The organism is Streptomyces sp. NPDC048825 (assembly GCF_043198355.1).
In the GTDB taxonomy this organism is placed as follows: Bacteria; Actinomycetota; Actinomycetes; order Streptomycetales; family Streptomycetaceae; genus Streptomyces; species Streptomyces xiangluensis.
The window spans coordinates 168,605-184,078 of sequence record NZ_JBICUR010000016.1 but is presented as its reverse complement, the minus strand read 5'-3'; the positions used below and the strand labels follow the sequence as shown (position 1 = coordinate 184,078).

At 68.8% G+C, this 15,474-nt stretch carries 15 protein-coding genes and 1 riboswitch; of the genes, 3 read left to right on the top strand and 12 right to left on the bottom strand.

The window, feature by feature from the left end:
* Positions 1–45 precede the first annotated feature (45 nt).
* Together ACGFNK_RS33360 and ACGFNK_RS33355 are read left to right on the top strand one after the other, a co-directional pair.
* Positions 46–453: a VOC family protein gene (locus ACGFNK_RS33360; RefSeq protein WP_393421857.1), complete on the top strand. Its 408-nt coding sequence runs from the start codon at positions 46–48 to the stop codon at positions 451–453.
* Positions 454–501: 48 nt separating this feature from the next.
* Entirely contained in the window at positions 502–1,635 is a 1,134-nt protein-coding gene (locus ACGFNK_RS33355; protein WP_393421854.1) for an LOG family protein, read from the top strand.
* A 32-nt stretch (positions 1,636–1,667) separates the two neighbouring features.
* Here ACGFNK_RS33355 and ACGFNK_RS33350 read toward each other — a convergent pair whose 3' ends face one another.
* The 10 genes from ACGFNK_RS33350 to rpsB form a co-directional block, all read right to left on the bottom strand.
* The gene (locus ACGFNK_RS33350; protein ID WP_393421851.1) at positions 1,668–2,471 is read right to left on the bottom strand and encodes a maleylpyruvate isomerase family mycothiol-dependent enzyme; all 804 of its coding nucleotides are present in this window, start codon (positions 2,469–2,471) and stop codon (positions 1,668–1,670) included.
* 10 nt (positions 2,472–2,481) lie between these two features.
* Positions 2,482–3,525, bottom strand: coding sequence for an ABC transporter ATP-binding protein (locus ACGFNK_RS33345; RefSeq protein ID WP_393421961.1), 1,044 nt, complete (start codon positions 3,523–3,525; stop codon positions 2,482–2,484).
* A gap of 44 nt (positions 3,526–3,569) precedes the next feature.
* Entirely contained in the window at positions 3,570–5,252 is a 1,683-nt protein-coding gene (locus tag ACGFNK_RS33340) for an ABC transporter permease (protein WP_393421849.1), read from the bottom strand.
* The gene (locus ACGFNK_RS33335; RefSeq protein ID WP_393421847.1) at positions 5,228–6,313 is read right to left on the bottom strand and encodes a thiamine ABC transporter substrate binding subunit; all 1,086 of its coding nucleotides are present in this window, start codon (positions 6,311–6,313) and stop codon (positions 5,228–5,230) included. The genes ACGFNK_RS33340 and ACGFNK_RS33335 overlap by 25 nt, the downstream gene beginning before the upstream one ends.
* Positions 6,314–6,406: 93 nt before the next feature.
* Positions 6,407–6,511, bottom strand: a riboswitch (TPP riboswitch).
* A gap of 97 nt (positions 6,512–6,608) precedes the next feature.
* Complete coding sequence (gene rlmN, locus ACGFNK_RS33330) at positions 6,609–7,715, bottom strand: 23S rRNA (adenine(2503)-C(2))-methyltransferase RlmN (protein ID WP_386346515.1); 1,107 nt, start codon at positions 7,713–7,715, stop codon at positions 6,609–6,611.
* Positions 7,716–7,941: 226 nt separating this feature from the next.
* On the bottom strand, positions 7,942–8,946 hold the full coding sequence (locus tag ACGFNK_RS33325) for a phosphatidate cytidylyltransferase (protein ID WP_393421844.1): 1,005 nt from the start codon (positions 8,944–8,946) through the stop codon (positions 7,942–7,944).
* 128 nt (positions 8,947–9,074) lie between these two features.
* Positions 9,075–9,632, bottom strand: a complete 558-nt coding sequence (gene frr / locus ACGFNK_RS33320; RefSeq protein ID WP_033321128.1) for a ribosome recycling factor — start codon at positions 9,630–9,632, stop codon at positions 9,075–9,077.
* A gap of 155 nt (positions 9,633–9,787) precedes the next feature.
* Positions 9,788–10,558 (bottom strand): UMP kinase, encoded by a 771-nt coding sequence (gene pyrH / locus ACGFNK_RS33315; RefSeq protein ID WP_328768351.1) that lies wholly within the window; start codon positions 10,556–10,558, stop codon positions 9,788–9,790.
* A gap of 188 nt (positions 10,559–10,746) precedes the next feature.
* Entirely contained in the window at positions 10,747–11,583 is an 837-nt protein-coding gene (tsf, locus tag ACGFNK_RS33310) for a translation elongation factor Ts (RefSeq protein WP_393421840.1), read from the bottom strand.
* A 190-nt stretch (positions 11,584–11,773) separates the two neighbouring features.
* A complete protein-coding gene (gene rpsB / locus ACGFNK_RS33305; RefSeq protein WP_393421839.1) occupies positions 11,774–12,706 on the bottom strand; it encodes a 30S ribosomal protein S2 in 933 nt (310 codons plus the stop codon).
* 279 nt (positions 12,707–12,985) lie between these two features.
* Here rpsB and ACGFNK_RS33300 point away from each other — a divergent pair, with 279 nt between their 5' ends.
* Positions 12,986–13,657 carry a M23 family metallopeptidase gene (locus ACGFNK_RS33300; protein ID WP_393421836.1) on the top strand — a complete coding sequence of 224 codons (672 nt, stop codon included), beginning with the start codon at positions 12,986–12,988 and terminating at the stop codon, positions 13,655–13,657.
* Positions 13,658–13,777: 120 nt separating this feature from the next.
* On the opposite strand, the gene ACGFNK_RS33295 is transcribed toward ACGFNK_RS33300, so the two are convergent.
* A complete protein-coding gene (locus ACGFNK_RS33295; protein ID WP_393421959.1) occupies positions 13,778–14,335 on the bottom strand; it encodes a TetR/AcrR family transcriptional regulator in 558 nt (185 codons plus the stop codon).
* Between the two features lie 203 nt (positions 14,336–14,538).
* Positions 14,539–15,375 carry an RNA polymerase sigma factor WhiG gene (gene whiG, locus ACGFNK_RS33290; RefSeq protein ID WP_386346510.1) on the bottom strand — a complete coding sequence of 279 codons (837 nt, stop codon included), beginning with the start codon at positions 15,373–15,375 and terminating at the stop codon, positions 14,539–14,541.
* Positions 15,376–15,474: the final 99 nt, after the last annotated feature.

The window sequence follows — 15,474 nt, the reverse complement described above, 5'->3', positions numbered from 1 at the left end:
ACCCTGCGAACAACACTTCACCGCGCAAAAGGGGAGAGACCGCACATGTACCAGCAGATGATCTTCGTGAACCTCGCCGTGAACCACATCGACGCCTCGAAGAAGTTCTTCACCGAGCTCGGCTACGAGATCAACAAGCAGTTCTCCGACGAGAACTGCGCGAGTATCGTCATCAGCGACACGATCGTCGCGATGATCATGACGAAGCAGCGCTACGCGGACTTCACGAAAAAGGAGATCGCGGACTCGACGAAGACCAGCGAGGTGCTGCTGTGTCTGAGCGCCGAGAGCCGCGAGAAGGTCGACGAGCTGGTCGACAAGGCCGTCGCCGCGGGCGGCACGGAGACCCGCGAGCCCCAGGACTACGGCCAGATGTACGGCCGCTCCTTCGACGACCCGGACGGCCACACCTGGGAGATCATGTGGATGGACCCGGCGGCCGTCGAGGGCTGAGGTCCAGGCGCAACGCGTTGCTTACGCGGCCACTCCTAGCATGGGCGGGTGCAGACTATGCCCGCCCATGCGGCCCACCACCAAGACAACGAGATCGAGACCCTCGAAGAGTTCGACGCGATCGTCTCCGCTCGTGGCACTCTCGCCGGATTCCGCGTCCAGGCCGTTGATCTGACGGACCGTACAAGGGAGTTACTCACCACCGACACCGCAGGCGCCGTATTCCTCGGCTGCCCGATGCGGGAGGAGGCGGCGGCGAAGGTCCGCGCCGCCGGCGCACTGGTCTTCCCGCCCGTCCCGGACCTGCCCTTCGACCCGTACCGCGGTCATGTCTACACGCCCGGCGAGCTGTTCGCCTCACTCGACAAGGGCTACGAGCAGACGCCGGACGCCCTCGCCTACGCCTGGTTCCAGCAGACCAAGGCCGACGGCGACGTCTACGCGTCGATGCTGCGCTCCGTCCACGACGACTCCGTCTCCGACGCCCTGGACGAACTCCTGCGCGGGACACGGGTGGTGGGCGTGATGGGCGGCCACGCGATGGCCCGCGGCACCCAGGCGTACGAGCGCGCCGCGCGGCTCGGGCGCGCGCTGGCACAGGCCGGTTTCACGGTGGCGACGGGCGGCGGCCCGGGAGCCATGGAGGCGGCGAACCTGGGCGCGTACGCGGCGCCGTACGACGACGCGATGCTGGAGGATGCCTGCCAACTCCTGGGCAAGGCGTCGTCGTTCATGCCCTCGATCACCGATTGGGCGCGATGCGCGTTCGAGGTGCGCGAGCGCTGGCCGAAGGGCAACCACTCGGTCGGGATCCCCACCTGGTTCTACGGCCATGAGCCGCCGAACGCCTTCGCCTCCCACATCGCCAAGTACTTCGCCAACGCCACCCGCGAGGACGGCCTGCTGGCCCGCTCGAACGCGGGCGTCGTCTTCCTGCCGGGCGCCGCCGGGACCGTACAGGAGGTCTTCGACAACGCGACGCCGAATTACTACGAGTCGCGCGGCGAGCCCACCCCCATGGTCCTGGTCGACCGCGTCCACTGGACGGAGCGGCTGCCGGTCTGGCCCCTGCTCCAGTCGCTGGCCAGGAACCGCTCGATGGAGCCGCGGATCGCCCTCGTGGACCACGTCGAGGAGGCACCGGAGGCATTGGTCCGGCTGGCTCGGACAACCGTCGGCTGAAGCCAAGGGCGGGCCAGGGCGGGCCACATCTGTCATTCGAACGTGGCCCGCTCCAGCCAGAACCCCAGCAGCCCCGGTTCGCCCAGGACCTCCAACTGCCCGCCGTCCAGCGGAAGCCGGCGGTAGAAGGCGAGCAGCACCTCGGTGAGCGGCCCGCGCAGCGCGACCGTCGCCTTCTCGTGGCCGCGGCGCCAGGTCACACCGTCCTCCGTGAGCACGATGAACCACTCGGCGTTCAACTCGGCCGGGGTGTCGGTCGCGTGGAGGTGGATGCTGCGGCCAGGCCCGCGCAGCTCACTCGCCGCGTCCTCCGGCATCGCCCGCTGCGCGTACTGGACGATCTGCAGCCACTCGTCGATCGCGTCGGCGGCCAGCTCGGGCGCGACCTCGTAGCGCGCACTCGCCGCGATCGCCGCGTCCGCCCGGTGGATCACCGTCTCCAGCGTCATTCGCCGCGCCCAGAAACCGGCCGTCCGCTCCCAGGACCAGGTCCAGACCGCGGCGTCGGGCCCGGCGGCGCGCAGGGTCGCGGCGGCTTTCTCGGCACCCTCGGCCAGCCAGGCGTCGAGGGCGGCGGGATCGTCTTCCTCGAGCCCCGCCAAGCCGGACACCCGCGATTCCGGGACCTCCTCGGTCGCCCTTGTACGCACGATGTGCTCGGCCCAGCGGTGTGCGCCGCCCACGTGCACGGCAAGTTCCCGCAGCGTCCAGTCCGGACAGGTCGGGACGGTCACGGCGAGATCGGCGCCGTTCAAGTGCTTCCTCAACAGCTCGGTCTGCGCGACGATTTCATCGCAGTAGCGGTCATGTCCGAGGCCGGCTCCGAGTAGCGTCATGCACGGAAGCCTAGGTCTCCGTGTCCTGGTCCAGCACGACAATTTCCGCCGAGTCGAAGGTCACCCCGACCTCGTCCCCGGGCTCCGGCGCATCCCGCAGCGCGCACGCCGCCTCCAGGCGCGGCGCGCCCTTCGGCTGCAGATGTACGGAGACATGGGTGCCGCGGAACGTGCGCGCCGCGACCGTGCAGCGCAGCCCCTCCGCCGGCGGCACGAGCCGTACGCCCGCGGGCCTGATCAGCAGCGGAACCTCGCCCTGGGGGGCACCGTCGGGCACCGGAACCTTGCCCCACGGCGTGTCCGCGGCCTCCCCGCTGACGCTCGCGCCGGCCACATTCTCGAAGCCGAGGAAGCGGGCGACGAACTCGTCCGCCGGCCGCTGCCACACCTCAAGTGGCGTACCGGACTGGGCGATCCGCCCGTCTCGCATCACCACGACCCGGTCGGCGAGCGCGAACGCCTCGCCCTGGTCGTGAGTGACCGCGAGCACGGTGGTGCCCAACTCGCCGAAGAGTTCCCGGAGTTCGACGACGAGCCGCTCGCGCAGGGAGCGGTCGAGCTGGCCGAGCGGTTCGTCGAGCATGAGCAGCCGGGGGCGCGGAGCGAGCGCCCGAGCGAGCGCGACACGCTGCTGCTCGCCTCCGGAGAGGGAGGCGATGGCCCTGGACGCGGCTCCCGGCAAGCCGACGAGCTCCAGCAACTCCCGTACTCGTACGTCTTGTTGTGCCTTCGACGCGCCGTGCATCCGCAAGCCGAAGGCCACGTTGCCGCCCACATCGCGCTGTGGGAAGAGCTGGTGGTCCTGGAACATCAGGCCGACGCCCCGCTTGTGCGCGGGGACCCCGCCGAGGTCCTGGCCGTCCAGGAACACCCGCCCGGAGTCGAGGTGTTGCAGACCCGCGACGACTCGCAGCAGCGTCGACTTGCCGCTGCCGCTGGGCCCGAGCACGCACACGATCTCGTGCTCGGCGACGTCGAGGCCGACGGCGTCGAGGGCGGGTCGCCTCCCGAACCGTACGGTCGCTTCATCGAGCGTGAGCATCGATTCCTGCATGAGCTTCGCGTCCCGCTTGTGGACCGCATCGCGCTTGAGCATCGTCAGAACTCCCCCGTCCGGTCGGTGCGGATGCGTTCGAGCAGGAGCAGCGCCACCGCGCACACCACCATCAAGATCGTCGAAAGGGCCATCGCCTGACCGTAGTTGAGCTCGCCCGCGCGCCCGAGGAGCCGGGCCACGGCGACCGGCAGCGTCGGGTTGTCCGGCCGCGCGATGAAGACGGTCGCGCCGAACTCGCCGAGCGAGACGGCGAAGGCGAACCCGGCCGCGATCAGCAGGGCCCGCCGCACCATCGGCAGATCGACCTCCCGCCAAACCCGCCACGGCGAGGCCCCGAGCACGGCCGCCGCCTCACGCAGCCGCACGTCCACGGCCCTCAGGACGGGCAGCATGGTGCGTACGACGAAGGGGACGCCGACCAGCGCCTGGGCGAGGGGCACCAGGATCCAACTGCTTCTCAGGTCCAGCGGCGGCTCGTCGAGCGCGATCAGGAATCCGAAGCCGACGGTCACCGCGGAAACGCCGAGCGGGAGCATGAGCAGCGCGTCGAAGCCCCGCACGAAACGGCCTGCGTCCCGGCGGGTGAGCGCGGCGGCCGCGAGACCGCCGATCAGCAGGGCGAGGGCGGTGGCGGCGCAGGCGTACTGCAGTGAATTGCCGACGGCCTCGATGGGCGGGACGAGGAAGACGCCGCTCTCGTCATCGGTCAACGCCTTGTAGTACGCGAATCCGGGCGCGTCCAGCGAGCGTTGGACCAGCACGGCCAGTGGCAGAACGAGCAGTACGGCGGCGGTGCCGAGGACGGCGGCGAGCAGCGTCCACTGCCCGGCGCCACGCGGCCGTCGCGCGGTCACGGAGGCGTCGACCAGGCGCAGGGCCGTCTCTCGGCGGCGTACCGTCCATGCGTGGACCGCGAGGATCGCCCCCACCGCCACGAACTGGATCATGGTGAGCACTGCAGCCGTGGGGAGGTCGAAGATCTCCGAGGTCTGCCGGTAGATCTCGACTTCGAGCGTGGCGAAGGTGGGACCGCCCAGGATCTGCACCACACCGAAGGAGGTGAAGGTGAAGAGGAAGACCATCAGCGCCGCGGCGGCCACGGCGGGGCTCAGCGCGGGGAGCGTGACCTTGCGCCAGGCCGCGAACCGTGAGGCGCCGAGCACCCGCGCGGCCTCCTCCTGACGTGGGTCGAGTTGCGACCAGAGGCCGCCGACGGTGCGTACGACGACGGCGTAGTTGAAGAAGACGTGCGCGAGCAGGATGGCCCAAACGGTGGTGTCGAGGCGGACGCCCCACAGTTCGTCGAGCAGACCGCCCCGGCCGACCAGGGCGAGGAACGCCGACCCGACGACGACGGTCGGCAGGACGAACGGGACGGTGACGACCGCGCGCAGGATCTGCTTGCCCGGAAAGTCGAAGCGCGCGAAGACATACGCGCCGGGGAGCGCGATGAGCAGCGTGAGCGCCGTGGAGACGAACGCCTGCCAGGTGGTGAACCACAGCACATGCCGGATGTCGGGCTGGGCGACGACATCGGTGATCCGGCCGAAGTGCCAGACCCCGTCGGCCTCGAGGCCGCGCGCGACGATCGCGGCGACGGGGTAGGCGAAGAAGAGCGCGAAGAACACGACGGGCACGACCAGCAGGGCGAGCCGCGCCACGCTCTTTCCGGGAGCCGGTGCCTTGGGGCGTCCGGCCCTTACTTCAGTACGAGCGACGTCCATGACTTAACCCACTGGTCACGGTTCTTGGCGATGTCCTTGGGCGCCATGACCTCGGAGTCCTCCGCCGGGGCGCCGTACTTCGTGAACTCCTCGGGGATCTGCGCGTCCTCGCGCATCGGGTACACGAACATGTTGAGCGGCATGTCGGCCTGGAACTTCATCGAGATGAGGAAGTCGATGAGGGCCTTGCCGCCCTTGGCGTTCTTGGCGTTGCTGAGCAGTCCCGCGTACTCGATCTGCCGGAAGCAGGTGCCGTAGGCGACGCCGGTCGGTGCGGTGTCCGGCTTGGGGTCGGCGAAGACGACCTCGGCGGGCGGAGAGGAGGCGTAGGAGACGACGAGCGGCCGGTCCCCCTTCGCCTTCTTGCCGCCGGCGGACCCGGAGAACTCCTCGTTGTAGGCCTGCTCCCAGCCGTCGACGACCTTCACGCCGTTGGCCTTGAGCTTCGTCCAGTAGTCCTGCCAGCCGTCGTCGCCGTATTTTGCGGCGGTGCCCAGCAGGAAGCCGAGGCCGGGCGAGGAGGTGGAGGCGTTCTCGGTGACGAGGAGGTCCTTGTACTCGGGCTTGACGAGGTCGTCGAAGGACTCCGGCGGGGTCAGGTCGTTCTCTTCGAAGTAGGCCTTGTCGTAGTTGACGCAGATGTCGCCGAAGTCGATGGGCGTGACCCGCTTCTTCTGCTGGTCGATCCGGTACTCCGGGGGCAGCAGATCGGAGTCCTTGGCCTCGTACCCCTGGAACAGGTCGTTGTCGAACGCCCGGGACAGCAGGGTGTTGTCGACGCCGAAGAGGACATCGCCCTGCGGGTTGTCCTTGGTGAGGATCGCCTTGTTGAGGGCCTGGCCTGCGTCCCCGTCCTTGAGGACCTTCACCTGGTAGCCGGACTGCTTCTCGAAGTCGCTGATCACGCTCTTGGACGCCGCCCACGAGTCATGGCTGACGAGGGTGACGGTCTTGGACTCCGAGGCCCCTTCCCCGTCCCCGGAGTCGGACGACGTGCAAGCGGACAGCGTGACCAGACCGAGCCCGACGGCCACGGCCACGAACTTCTTGGTGGTGCTCACTGGGATCCCTCCTGGGGATGACCAGAAGAGACGCGGCCCTGCCCGGCACTCTCGGAGAACTCCCGAGGCTCCCGGGCAGGGCGCAACAGCTGGCTCGAGTGAAGACCGAACTTCCTACCCAGAATGACCTGGGCGAGGTTCAGAGGGTCTGCGGCCGTGCCGCACTCTCAGCGCTGTGGCGCTCCCCTGTCGGATTTTGCAGGTATGAAGGTGTGTACGGAGGTCAGAGTACCGCCTGATCCGCCCGTGCCCACCGCTCGGCGGACGCTGTGATCAGCCCGTGCCCTGACTCCCGTCAGCGCTCGGTGGCCGCGAGCTGTCCGCACGCCCCGTCGATCTCCTGGCCACGGGTGTCCCGGACGGTGACCGGCACCCCGTGCGCGGCGATCGCCTCGATGAACGCCTTCTCGTCCTCGGGCCGGGAGGCGGTCCACTTGGAGCCGGGCGTCGGGTTCAGCGGGATCAGGTTGACGTGCACGGGCTTGCCCTTGAGCAGCCGGCCGAGCCGGTCGCCGCGCCACGCCTGGTCGTTGATGTCCCGGATCAACGCGTACTCGATGGACAGCCGGCGCCCGGACCTGGCCGCGTACTCCCATCCGGCGTCGAGGACTTCCCGCACCTTCCAGCGCGTGTTGACGGGTACGAGGGTGTCGCGCAGTTCGTCGTCCGGCGCATGCAGCGAGATCGCGAGCCGACACTTGAAGCCCTCGTCGGCGAACCTGTGGATGGCGGGGACCAGTCCGACGGTCGATACGGTGATGCCGCGCTGCGACAGCCCGAGGCCGTCCGGCTCGGGGTCGGTGAGCGCCCGTATCGCCCCGACGACGCGCTTGTAGTTGGCGAGGGGCTCGCCCATGCCCATGAAGACGATGTTGCTGAGCCGCGCCGGCCCACCGGGGATCTCGCCGTCCCTGAGAGCCCGCATGCCGTCGACGATCTGGTGCACGATCTCGGCGGTCGACAGATTCCGGTCGAGCCCGGCCTGTCCGGTGGCGCAGAAGGGGCAGTTCATGCCGCAGCCCGCCTGCGAGCTGATGCACATGGTGACCCGGTCCGGGTAGCGCATCAGCACGGACTCCACGAGCGTCCCGTCGAACAGCCGCCACAGGGTCTTGCGGGTGGTGTCCTGGTCGGTCGACAGATGCCGCACGACCGTCATCAGCTCGGGAAGCAGCGCCTCCTGAAGCTTGGCGCGCGAACCGGCGGGGATGTCGGTCCACTGCTCCGGGTCGTGCGCGTATCTCGCGAAGTAGTGCTGCGAGAGCTGCTTGGCGCGAAACGGCTTCTCACCGATCGCTGCAGCGGCTTCCTTGCGCTCGGCGGGCGAGAGATCGGCAAGGTGCCGCGGCGGCTTCTTGGCTCCGCGGGGGGCGACGAAAACGAGTTCTCCGGGCTTAGGCATGGCCATACAAGTGTCGCAGACATACGAAGAGGGGCCCGCCACCTGTGGACAACGAGCCCCTCGCGTATGAACGTGCAGGTCAGTGGCGATGCACAAAGGTCACCCGGAGCCGACGAAGATCACCATCAGCAGCCACACCACCGGCGCTGTCGGCAGCAGCGAATCCAGTCGGTCCATGCTGTGTCGACTTGCCGCTACCGCGGCGCGGCGCCGTGCCCCTCTTACCTCAGCCGGACCCCACGAAGAGGACGAGCAAGAGCCAGACCACTGGCGCCGTAGGTAGCAGCGAATCCAGTCGGTCCATGATCCCGCCGTGCCCCGGAAGCAGCGTCCCCATGTCCTTGATGCCCAGGTCCCGCTTGATCATGGACTCGCCGAGGTCTCCGAGGGTGGCGGTGACCGCGACCGCGAAGCCCATCAGCAGGCCCTGCCACCAGGTGCCGTCCTCGATCAGGAACTGCATGAACAGGGCGCCCGCCGCCATGGCGAAGGTGACCGCGCCGAGCAGGCCCTCGCGGGTCTTGCCGGGGCTGATGCGCGGAGCGAGCTTGTGCTTGCCGAAGCGCCAGCCGATGGCGTAGGCGCCCGTGTCACTTACCACGGCCAGCGCCAGGAATGTGAGGACCCGCCACGCGCCGTCGTCGGCGGTGAGCATCATCGCCACGAACGTGGCCAGGAACGGGATGTAGAAGGCCGCGAAGACGCCCGCTGTGACGTCCTTGAGGTAGCCCTCGGGTGGTTCCGTCATGCGCCAGACGAGGACGGCGAGAGCGGTGAGCGCCATCGCCACCCAGGCGCCCTCGGCCCCCCGCACGTATCCGGCGACGACCATCGCCGCGCCGCCGAGCGCGAGCGGCACGAGGGGCGCCTTGATGCTCTTGCGCTCCTGGAGCCGCGAGGTCAGCTCCCACAGGCCGACCACGACGGCGACCGCTATGACGCCGACGAAGACGGCCTTGACGACGAACAGGGACACGACGATCACCGCACCGAGCGCGACGCCGACCCCTATGGCAGCACCCAGGTCGCGGCCCGCGTTCTTCTTCTGCGGTGCGGACGCCGGCTGTGGGGCGCTGGACATGGGCTCCTGCGGCTGGGGCTGGGGCTGGTGGTGCGACGGAGCCCGGTGCGGCGGCGTCTCGTCGCGGAACAGGGGGCCACCCGCCAAAGCGGCCCCCCGGTCGTCATCCTGGTCTCCGCCATGCGCGGGTACGTCGGGCACGATGGGCATGGGGCGAGTCTGCTGGGCGTTGTGCGCGTCGTACGCGGGACCCGCCGGGGCAGCGCCCTGGGCAGGCCCCTGGTCGGGCGGCCCCCAGTACCCGGCTTGTGGCGGCGCCCCCCAGGAAGAGTCGTTCATCAGACCTCGAGCAGCTCTGATTCCTTGTGCTTGAGCAGCTCGTCCACCTGAGCGACGTACTTCGCGGTGGTGTCGTCGAGCTCCTTCTCCGCACGGCGGCCCTCGTCCTCGCCGACCTCGCCATCCTTGATCATCTTGTCGATGGCGTCCTTGGCCTTGCGGCGGACGGATCGGATCGAGACCTTGGCGTCCTCACCCTTGGTCTTGGCGACCTTGATGTAGTCCCTGCGGCGCTCCTCGGTCAGCTCGGGGAACACCACCCGAATGATATTGCCGTCGTTGCTCGGGTTGACGCCCAGGTCGGAGTCGCGGATCGCCTGCTCAATGTTGCGCAGCGCGCTCTTGTCGAACGGGGTCACCACTGCCATACGCGGTTCCGGCACCGAGAACGAGGCCAGCTGGTTGATCGGCGTCAGTGCGCCGTAGTAGTCGGCCACGATCTTGTTGAACATCGCCGGGTGCGCACGACCGGTGCGGATCGCGGCGAAGTCCTCCTTGGCGACCACGACGGCCTTCTCCATCTTCTCCTCGGCCTCGAGGAGGGTCTCTTCGATCACCACTTGCTCCTGCGTGTCTTGAGTAGGCCCGGCAGCTGTTCCTGGTCGGGGTCGGCAGCCGGCTGCGTCGCGTCTTATTACTGCACGGTTCCCGACCGGCAGGACATTGTCCATCCCCCGGTCAGGGTCCGTCCTCCTGGCAGGGACTGCCCCTGTCAGGCCCGGCTGCCCTGATCACCCACGAGAGTGCCGATCTTCTCACCCTTGACGGCGCGGGCGATATTGCCCTCCGCCAGAAGCTCGAAGACCAGGATGGGCAGCTTGTTGTCCCGGCAGAGCGTGATGGCTGTCATGTCGGCGACCTTCAGGTCGCGGGTGATGACCTCGCCGTAGCTGAGCGAGTCGAACTTGACGGCCTCGGAGTTGGTCTTCGGGTCGGAGTCGTAGACCCCGTCCACACCGTTCTTGCCCATCAGCAGGGCTTCGGCGTCGATCTCCAGGGCGCGCTGGGCGGCGGTGGTGTCGGTGGAGAAGTACGGCATGCCCATACCGGCGCCGAAGATGACCACGCGGCCCTTCTCCAGGTGGCGTACGGCACGCAGCGGGATGTACGGCTCCGCGACCTGCCCCATGGTGATGGCGGTCTGCACACGCGAGTCGATGCCCTCCTTCTCGAGGAAGTCCTGAAGGGCGAGGCAGTTCATGACCGTACCGAGCATGCCCATGTAGTCGGAGCGGGCCCGGTCCATGCCGCGCTGCTGCAACTCGGCACCGCGGAAGAAGTTGCCGCCGCCGATGACGACGGCGATCTGAGCACCGCCGCGGACAACGGCGGCCACCTCGCGGGCGATTTTGTGCACCACGTCGGGGTCGACGCCCAGTCCCCCGCCACCGGCGAACGCCTCACCGGAAAGCTTCAGCAGAAAGCGCCCCGCGCCTTTGCCGTGATCGCTCTTGTCGTCCTTGTCGGCCTTGGTGGTGGTCATGGAGATCTCGCCTCTTTTACGTGTCGCACATGCGAAGAAGGCCATTGCCGGTGGGGTGTTCTCATCCCATGCGCGGCAATGGCCTCCTCGTCAGATCTGCTGTCGTCCGTCACGCACGCGCGCGTGCCCACGTGCGAGGACGACTGCTGTCGACCCTAGCGGGCTCTCGCGTGGATCGCGGCACGGACTCAGATGCCGACCTTGATGCGCACGAAGCGCTTCAGGGTGACACCGGCCTCGTCCAGGACCTTCTGGACGGACTTCTTCTGGTCGAGCGCGTACGGCTGGCCGAGGAGCGTGGCGTCCTTGAAGAAGGCGTTGACGCGGCCCTCGACGATCTTCGGCAGGGCGGCCTCGGGCTTGCCCTCGGCACGCGTGGTCTCCTCGGCGACCCGGCGCTCGCTCTCGATGACCTCGGCCGGAACGTCCTCGCGGGAGAGGTACTTGGGCGCGAAGGCGGCGATGTGCTGGGCGATGCCCTTGGCGGTCTCGGCGTCCGGCTTGTCCAGCTCGACGAGGACACCGATCTGCGGGGGCAGGTCGGGCATGGTGCGGTGCATGTACGCGGTGACGTACTCGCCGGAGAACTGGGCGAAGCGGTCCAGGACGATCTTCTCGCCCAGGTTGGCGTTGGCCTCGTCGACGTACGCCTGAACCGTCTTGCCGGTCTCGATCTCGGAGGCGAGCAGCGCCTCGAGGTCGGCCGGGGAGGTGGCGGCGACGTGCGCGGCGAGCGCGTTCGCGGCGGCCTGGAACTTCTCGCCCTTGGCGACGAAGTCCGTCTCACACTTCAGCTCGACGAGGACACCGGAGGTGTTGTCGTCGGCGATCAGGGAGACGACGGCGCCGTTCTCGGCGGAGCGGCCCTCGCGCTTGGCGACGCCCTTCTGGCCCTTGATGCGCAGGGCCTCAACGGCCTTGTCGACGTTGCCGTCGGCCTCGTCGAGCGCCTTCTTGCAGTCCATCATGCCGGCGCCGGTGAGCTCGCGGAGCTTCTTGACGTCGGCGGCGGTGTAGTTCGCCATGATCAGTGAATCTCTTCTCGGAGTTCGAAGTCTCGAAGTCGGCGTCCGCCGCTGATCGGGCGGGCGTCCACCGAAGATCTACGGTCTACGGGTGAACGGCGGACGGCGCGCTGGCGCCGCCCGCCGTCACTTGAGCCGTGACGCTGGAGTCAGGCCCGCGACGCGGAGGTCAAGGCCTGCGACGCCGGGGTCAGGCCTGCTCGGCCTCGGCCGGCTTCTCGGCCTCGGCGGCGGGGGCCTCAGCAGCAACCTCGGCGGGGGCTTCGGCAGCAGCCTCGGCGGGGGCCTCAGCAGGAGCCTCAGCGGGGGCCGCCGCCTCGGTGGTGGCGGTGGCCTCCTCGGCCTTCTTCTCGCCACCCTCGAGCAGGTCGCGCTCCCACTCGGCGAGAGGCTCGCCGGCGGCCTTCTCACCCTTGGCCTCGGCGGCGGCACCGGAGCGGGCGATGAGGCCCTCGGCGACGGCGTCGGCGATCACACGGGTGAGCAGGGTGACGGAGCGGATCGCGTCGTCGTTGCCCGGGATCTTGTAGTCGACCTCGTCGGGGTCGCAGTTGGTGTCGAGGATGGCGACGACCGGGATGTTGAGCTTCCGGGCCTCGCCGACCGCGATGTGCTCCTTCTTGGTGTCCACGATCCAGACGGCGCTGGGCACCTTCTGCATCTCGCGGATACCGCCGAGGGTCTTCTCCAGCTTGGCCTTCTCGCGGGAGAGGACCAGCAGCTCCTTCTTGGTGAGGCCGGAGGCGGCCACGTCCTCGAAGTCGATCTGCTCGAGCTCCTTCAGGCGCTGCAGGCGCTTGTAGACGGTCGAGAAGTTGGTGAGCATGCCGCCCAGCCAGCGCTGGTTGACGTAGGGCATGCCGACGCGGGTGGCCTGCTCGGCGATGGCCTCCTGCGCCTGCTTCTTCGTGCCGACGAACATGACCGTGCCGCCGTGGGCGACGGTCTCCTTGACGAACTCGTAGGCGCGGTCGATGTACGACAGCGACTGGAGCAGGTCGATGATGTAGATGCCGTTGCGCTCCGTGAAGATGAATCGCTTCATCTTCGGGTTCCAACGACGGGTCTGGTGACCGAAGTGGACGCCGCTTTCCAGCAGCTCCCGCATCGTGACGACGGCCATGGCCGTACTCCTTGGTGTTCTCGGTTGTGCCGCGCGTGCCGGACGGCACGCGCGCCTGACGCCCGCGATGCGCCTGCCACTAGGGACCGAGGGGCGCTGACACCGGCTTTTGGTGGCCCGATGTCGGGGCGTGCGAAGTCGACCCGGTGACCCGGATCGCCACCAGAAGTGTACGGGACCCGCGAGGCACCGGGTGACGCCGCTGTCCACAACCGGCCGGTACTCCACAGATCCTGGCCATGATCCACTTTTCCCCGCGGATCGCGGGAGCGTTCTCGCATGCGAGCAGATCGATGTCGACGAGTTCGACGATGTCAGCGGTGTCTTCGTACGGGGCTGGCCTTGCTGTTGGGCCTGACGGTGATCGCCCTCGGCATCGCCTTACCCGCGGCCGGGGCATCAGCCCCCGGAGGCGCGGACGGTCCGCCACCCCCGGAAGCCGATGGCTCGTCGGTCCCGGCGGTTCCGGAAGCCGATGCCCCGGTCAGGGCTGTCGGCCGCGCCTGGCCGGTGGGAGTACGCCCGCCGGTGACCCGCGGCTGGGACCCGCCGGCGACGGAGTACGGCCGGGGCCACCGCGGCGTGGACCTCGCGGCGCCACCGGGCACGCCCGTCCGCGCCATCGCCCCAGGCCGGGTCTCCTTCGCGGGCAGGGTCGCGGGCCGCGGAGTCGTCTCGATCGAACTCGGCAGCACCGGCGATCCACCCTTGCGCACCACATACGAACCGGTGCGCGCGACAGCGAAGAAGGGAGACGACGTAGCGCCGGGCGACATCGTCGGTGTCGTGGAACCCACGGGCTCCCACTGCCAGGCATCCTGCCTGCACTGGGGCCTACTCCGAGCCGACACCTACCTGGACCCGCTCTCCCTGCTACCCCCGGGTCTACTCCGCCGCGGCCCTTCACGCCTGCTCCCGGTCATCGGCGTACCGGAGGGACCACCGACGTAGGGGGAGCAGTGCCGGCGTGGCTTGGCGTCGCGTCCAGTCGACCGTTTTGCCGCAGAGGCGGAGGGGGAGGGTGGGAAGCCCGGAAGAGCGAACTCACCCTCCAATCAACCGAGAAGGGCCTCAGCCCCGCACCCCCCGCAACGCCATCGCCACAGCGGCATCGGTGATGGCGTCCGGATCCTCGGCCGCGCCCAGTTCGATGCGCCGTACGGCAGCGTCCACGATGCCCTGGAGGAGCATGGCGGCCATGCGGGGCTGGTCGTGACCTATGTCCCCGAGCGCTTCCACGATCATGGCGACGAGGCCGCCGTGCGCGGCGCGGATCTTTTCGCGCGCGCCCGCGTCGAGTTCGCTCGCGGAGATGGCGACGACTGCCCGGTGCCGCCGGTCGCCGACCAGGGCGAGCTGCCGGCGGACATACGCCTCGACCTTGCCCTCGGGCGTCTCGGCCTGCGACATCGCCGCCTCGACCTCGGCCGCCCACACCGGGAAGTCGACCGCGCAGAGTTCTTCCACCACGGCCGCCCGTGACCGGAAGTACTCATAGACGGAGGACCGCGCGAGTCCCGTGCGCTCGGCGAGCGCGGGGAACGTCAGCGCCTCAGTCCCACCCTGCGACAGCAATGATCGTGCCGCGTCCAACAGGGCGGCTCGCTGCATCGACCGGTGCTCGGCCACGGAGGCCGCTCGAATCCTTGGCACGCCTCCACTTTACGGATGGACCACCCGCGACGGGAGTCACTCCGCATGACGGGGTCTGATCAGGACTCCTCGGCCGGACGGCCCGAGGACGCCGCGATCGAAGGGAGCGGAGAGGAGCAGGAGGCGCGATTCAGCCAGGTCGGCGGAGGCCAGCGGCTGTCAGACACCGTCAGCAGCGGTCAGCGTCCGAAGCTCGCAAGCTTCGCCCGCAACTGGAGCACCGACTTCGTGTGGATCTGGCTGACCCGGCTCTCGGTCACCCCAAGTACGTTGCCGATCTCGGCGAGCGTGAGGCCCTCGTAGTAGTACAGCGTGACCACGGTCTTCTCACGCTCGGGCAGCGTGTTGATGGCCCGTGCGAGAAATCGCCGCAGCTCGCGGTCCTCGGCGACCTCCACAGGGTTGTCGGCCGCGGTGTCCTCGAGCGTGTCCATCAGGCTCAGCCGGTCACCGCTCTCGCCGCCGACGTGCAGCAGCTCCTCGAGGGCGACCACGTTCGCCAGCGACAACTGGCTGAAGACGGCGTGGAGTTCGTCCACCCCGATGCCCAGCTCGTGGGCCACCTCGCCCTCGGACGGACTGCGCCGCAGCCGGGCTTCCAGCGTCGCGTAGGCCCGCTCGACGTTGCGCGCCTTCTGCCGCACGGACCGCGGAATCCAGTCCAGCGCCCGCAGTTCGTCGATCATCGCGCCCCGGATCCGGGTGATCGCGTACGTCTCGAACTTGATCTCCCGCTCGATGTCGAACTTCTCGATCGCGTCGATCAGACCGAACACCCCGGACGAGACGAAGTCCGCCTGCTCCACATTGGGCGGCAACCCCACACTCACCCGGCCCGCGACGTATTTCACCAGCGGCGAGTAGTGGAGGATCAGCTGCTCGCGCAGCCGCTCGTCGCCCGTCGCCTTGTACGACCTCCACAACTCGTCGAGCGTCGAGGGCGCGGGCGGCCGCACGTCGCCGCGGGCAGCGGGGGGAACAGCCGCCCTGTCTGACCCGGAGGTGTGCTGGGGCATTCGTCGTCTTGTGCCGTTCTGCCGTGAACAGGCGATGCCTGAGTGAGCTGTCGGTCCGAAGTCGAGGTGCTTGTCTGGATTGCTCGGCTGAGTTGCTTG

Excerpts from the sequence above, each read along its gene's own strand:
- whiG (WP_386346510.1), bottom strand. The coding sequence starts at position 15,375 with ATGCCCCAGCACACCTCCGGGTCAGACAGGGCGGCTGTTCCCCCCGCT.
- ACGFNK_RS33360 (WP_393421857.1), top strand. The coding sequence starts at position 46 with ATGTACCAGCAGATGATCTTCGTGAACCTCGCCGTGAACCACATCGAC.
- ACGFNK_RS33300 (WP_393421836.1), top strand. The coding sequence starts at position 12,986 with ATGCGAGCAGATCGATGTCGACGAGTTCGACGATGTCAGCGGTGTCTT.
- ACGFNK_RS33350 (WP_393421851.1), bottom strand. The coding sequence starts at position 2,471 with ATGACGCTACTCGGAGCCGGCCTCGGACATGACCGCTACTGCGATGAA.
- pyrH (WP_328768351.1), bottom strand. The coding sequence starts at position 10,558 with ATGACCACCACCAAGGCCGACAAGGACGACAAGAGCGATCACGGCAAA.
- ACGFNK_RS33340 (WP_393421849.1), bottom strand. The coding sequence starts at position 5,252 with ATGGACGTCGCTCGTACTGAAGTAAGGGCCGGACGCCCCAAGGCACCG.
- ACGFNK_RS33325 (WP_393421844.1), bottom strand. The coding sequence starts at position 8,946 with ATGCCCATCGTGCCCGACGTACCCGCGCATGGCGGAGACCAGGATGAC.
- rpsB (WP_393421839.1), bottom strand. The coding sequence starts at position 12,706 with ATGGCCGTCGTCACGATGCGGGAGCTGCTGGAAAGCGGCGTCCACTTC.
- ACGFNK_RS33345 (WP_393421961.1), bottom strand. The coding sequence starts at position 3,525 with ATGCAGGAATCGATGCTCACGCTCGATGAAGCGACCGTACGGTTCGGG.
- rlmN (WP_386346515.1), bottom strand. The coding sequence starts at position 7,715 with ATGCCTAAGCCCGGAGAACTCGTTTTCGTCGCCCCCCGCGGAGCCAAG.
- tsf (WP_393421840.1), bottom strand. The coding sequence starts at position 11,583 with ATGGCGAACTACACCGCCGCCGACGTCAAGAAGCTCCGCGAGCTCACC.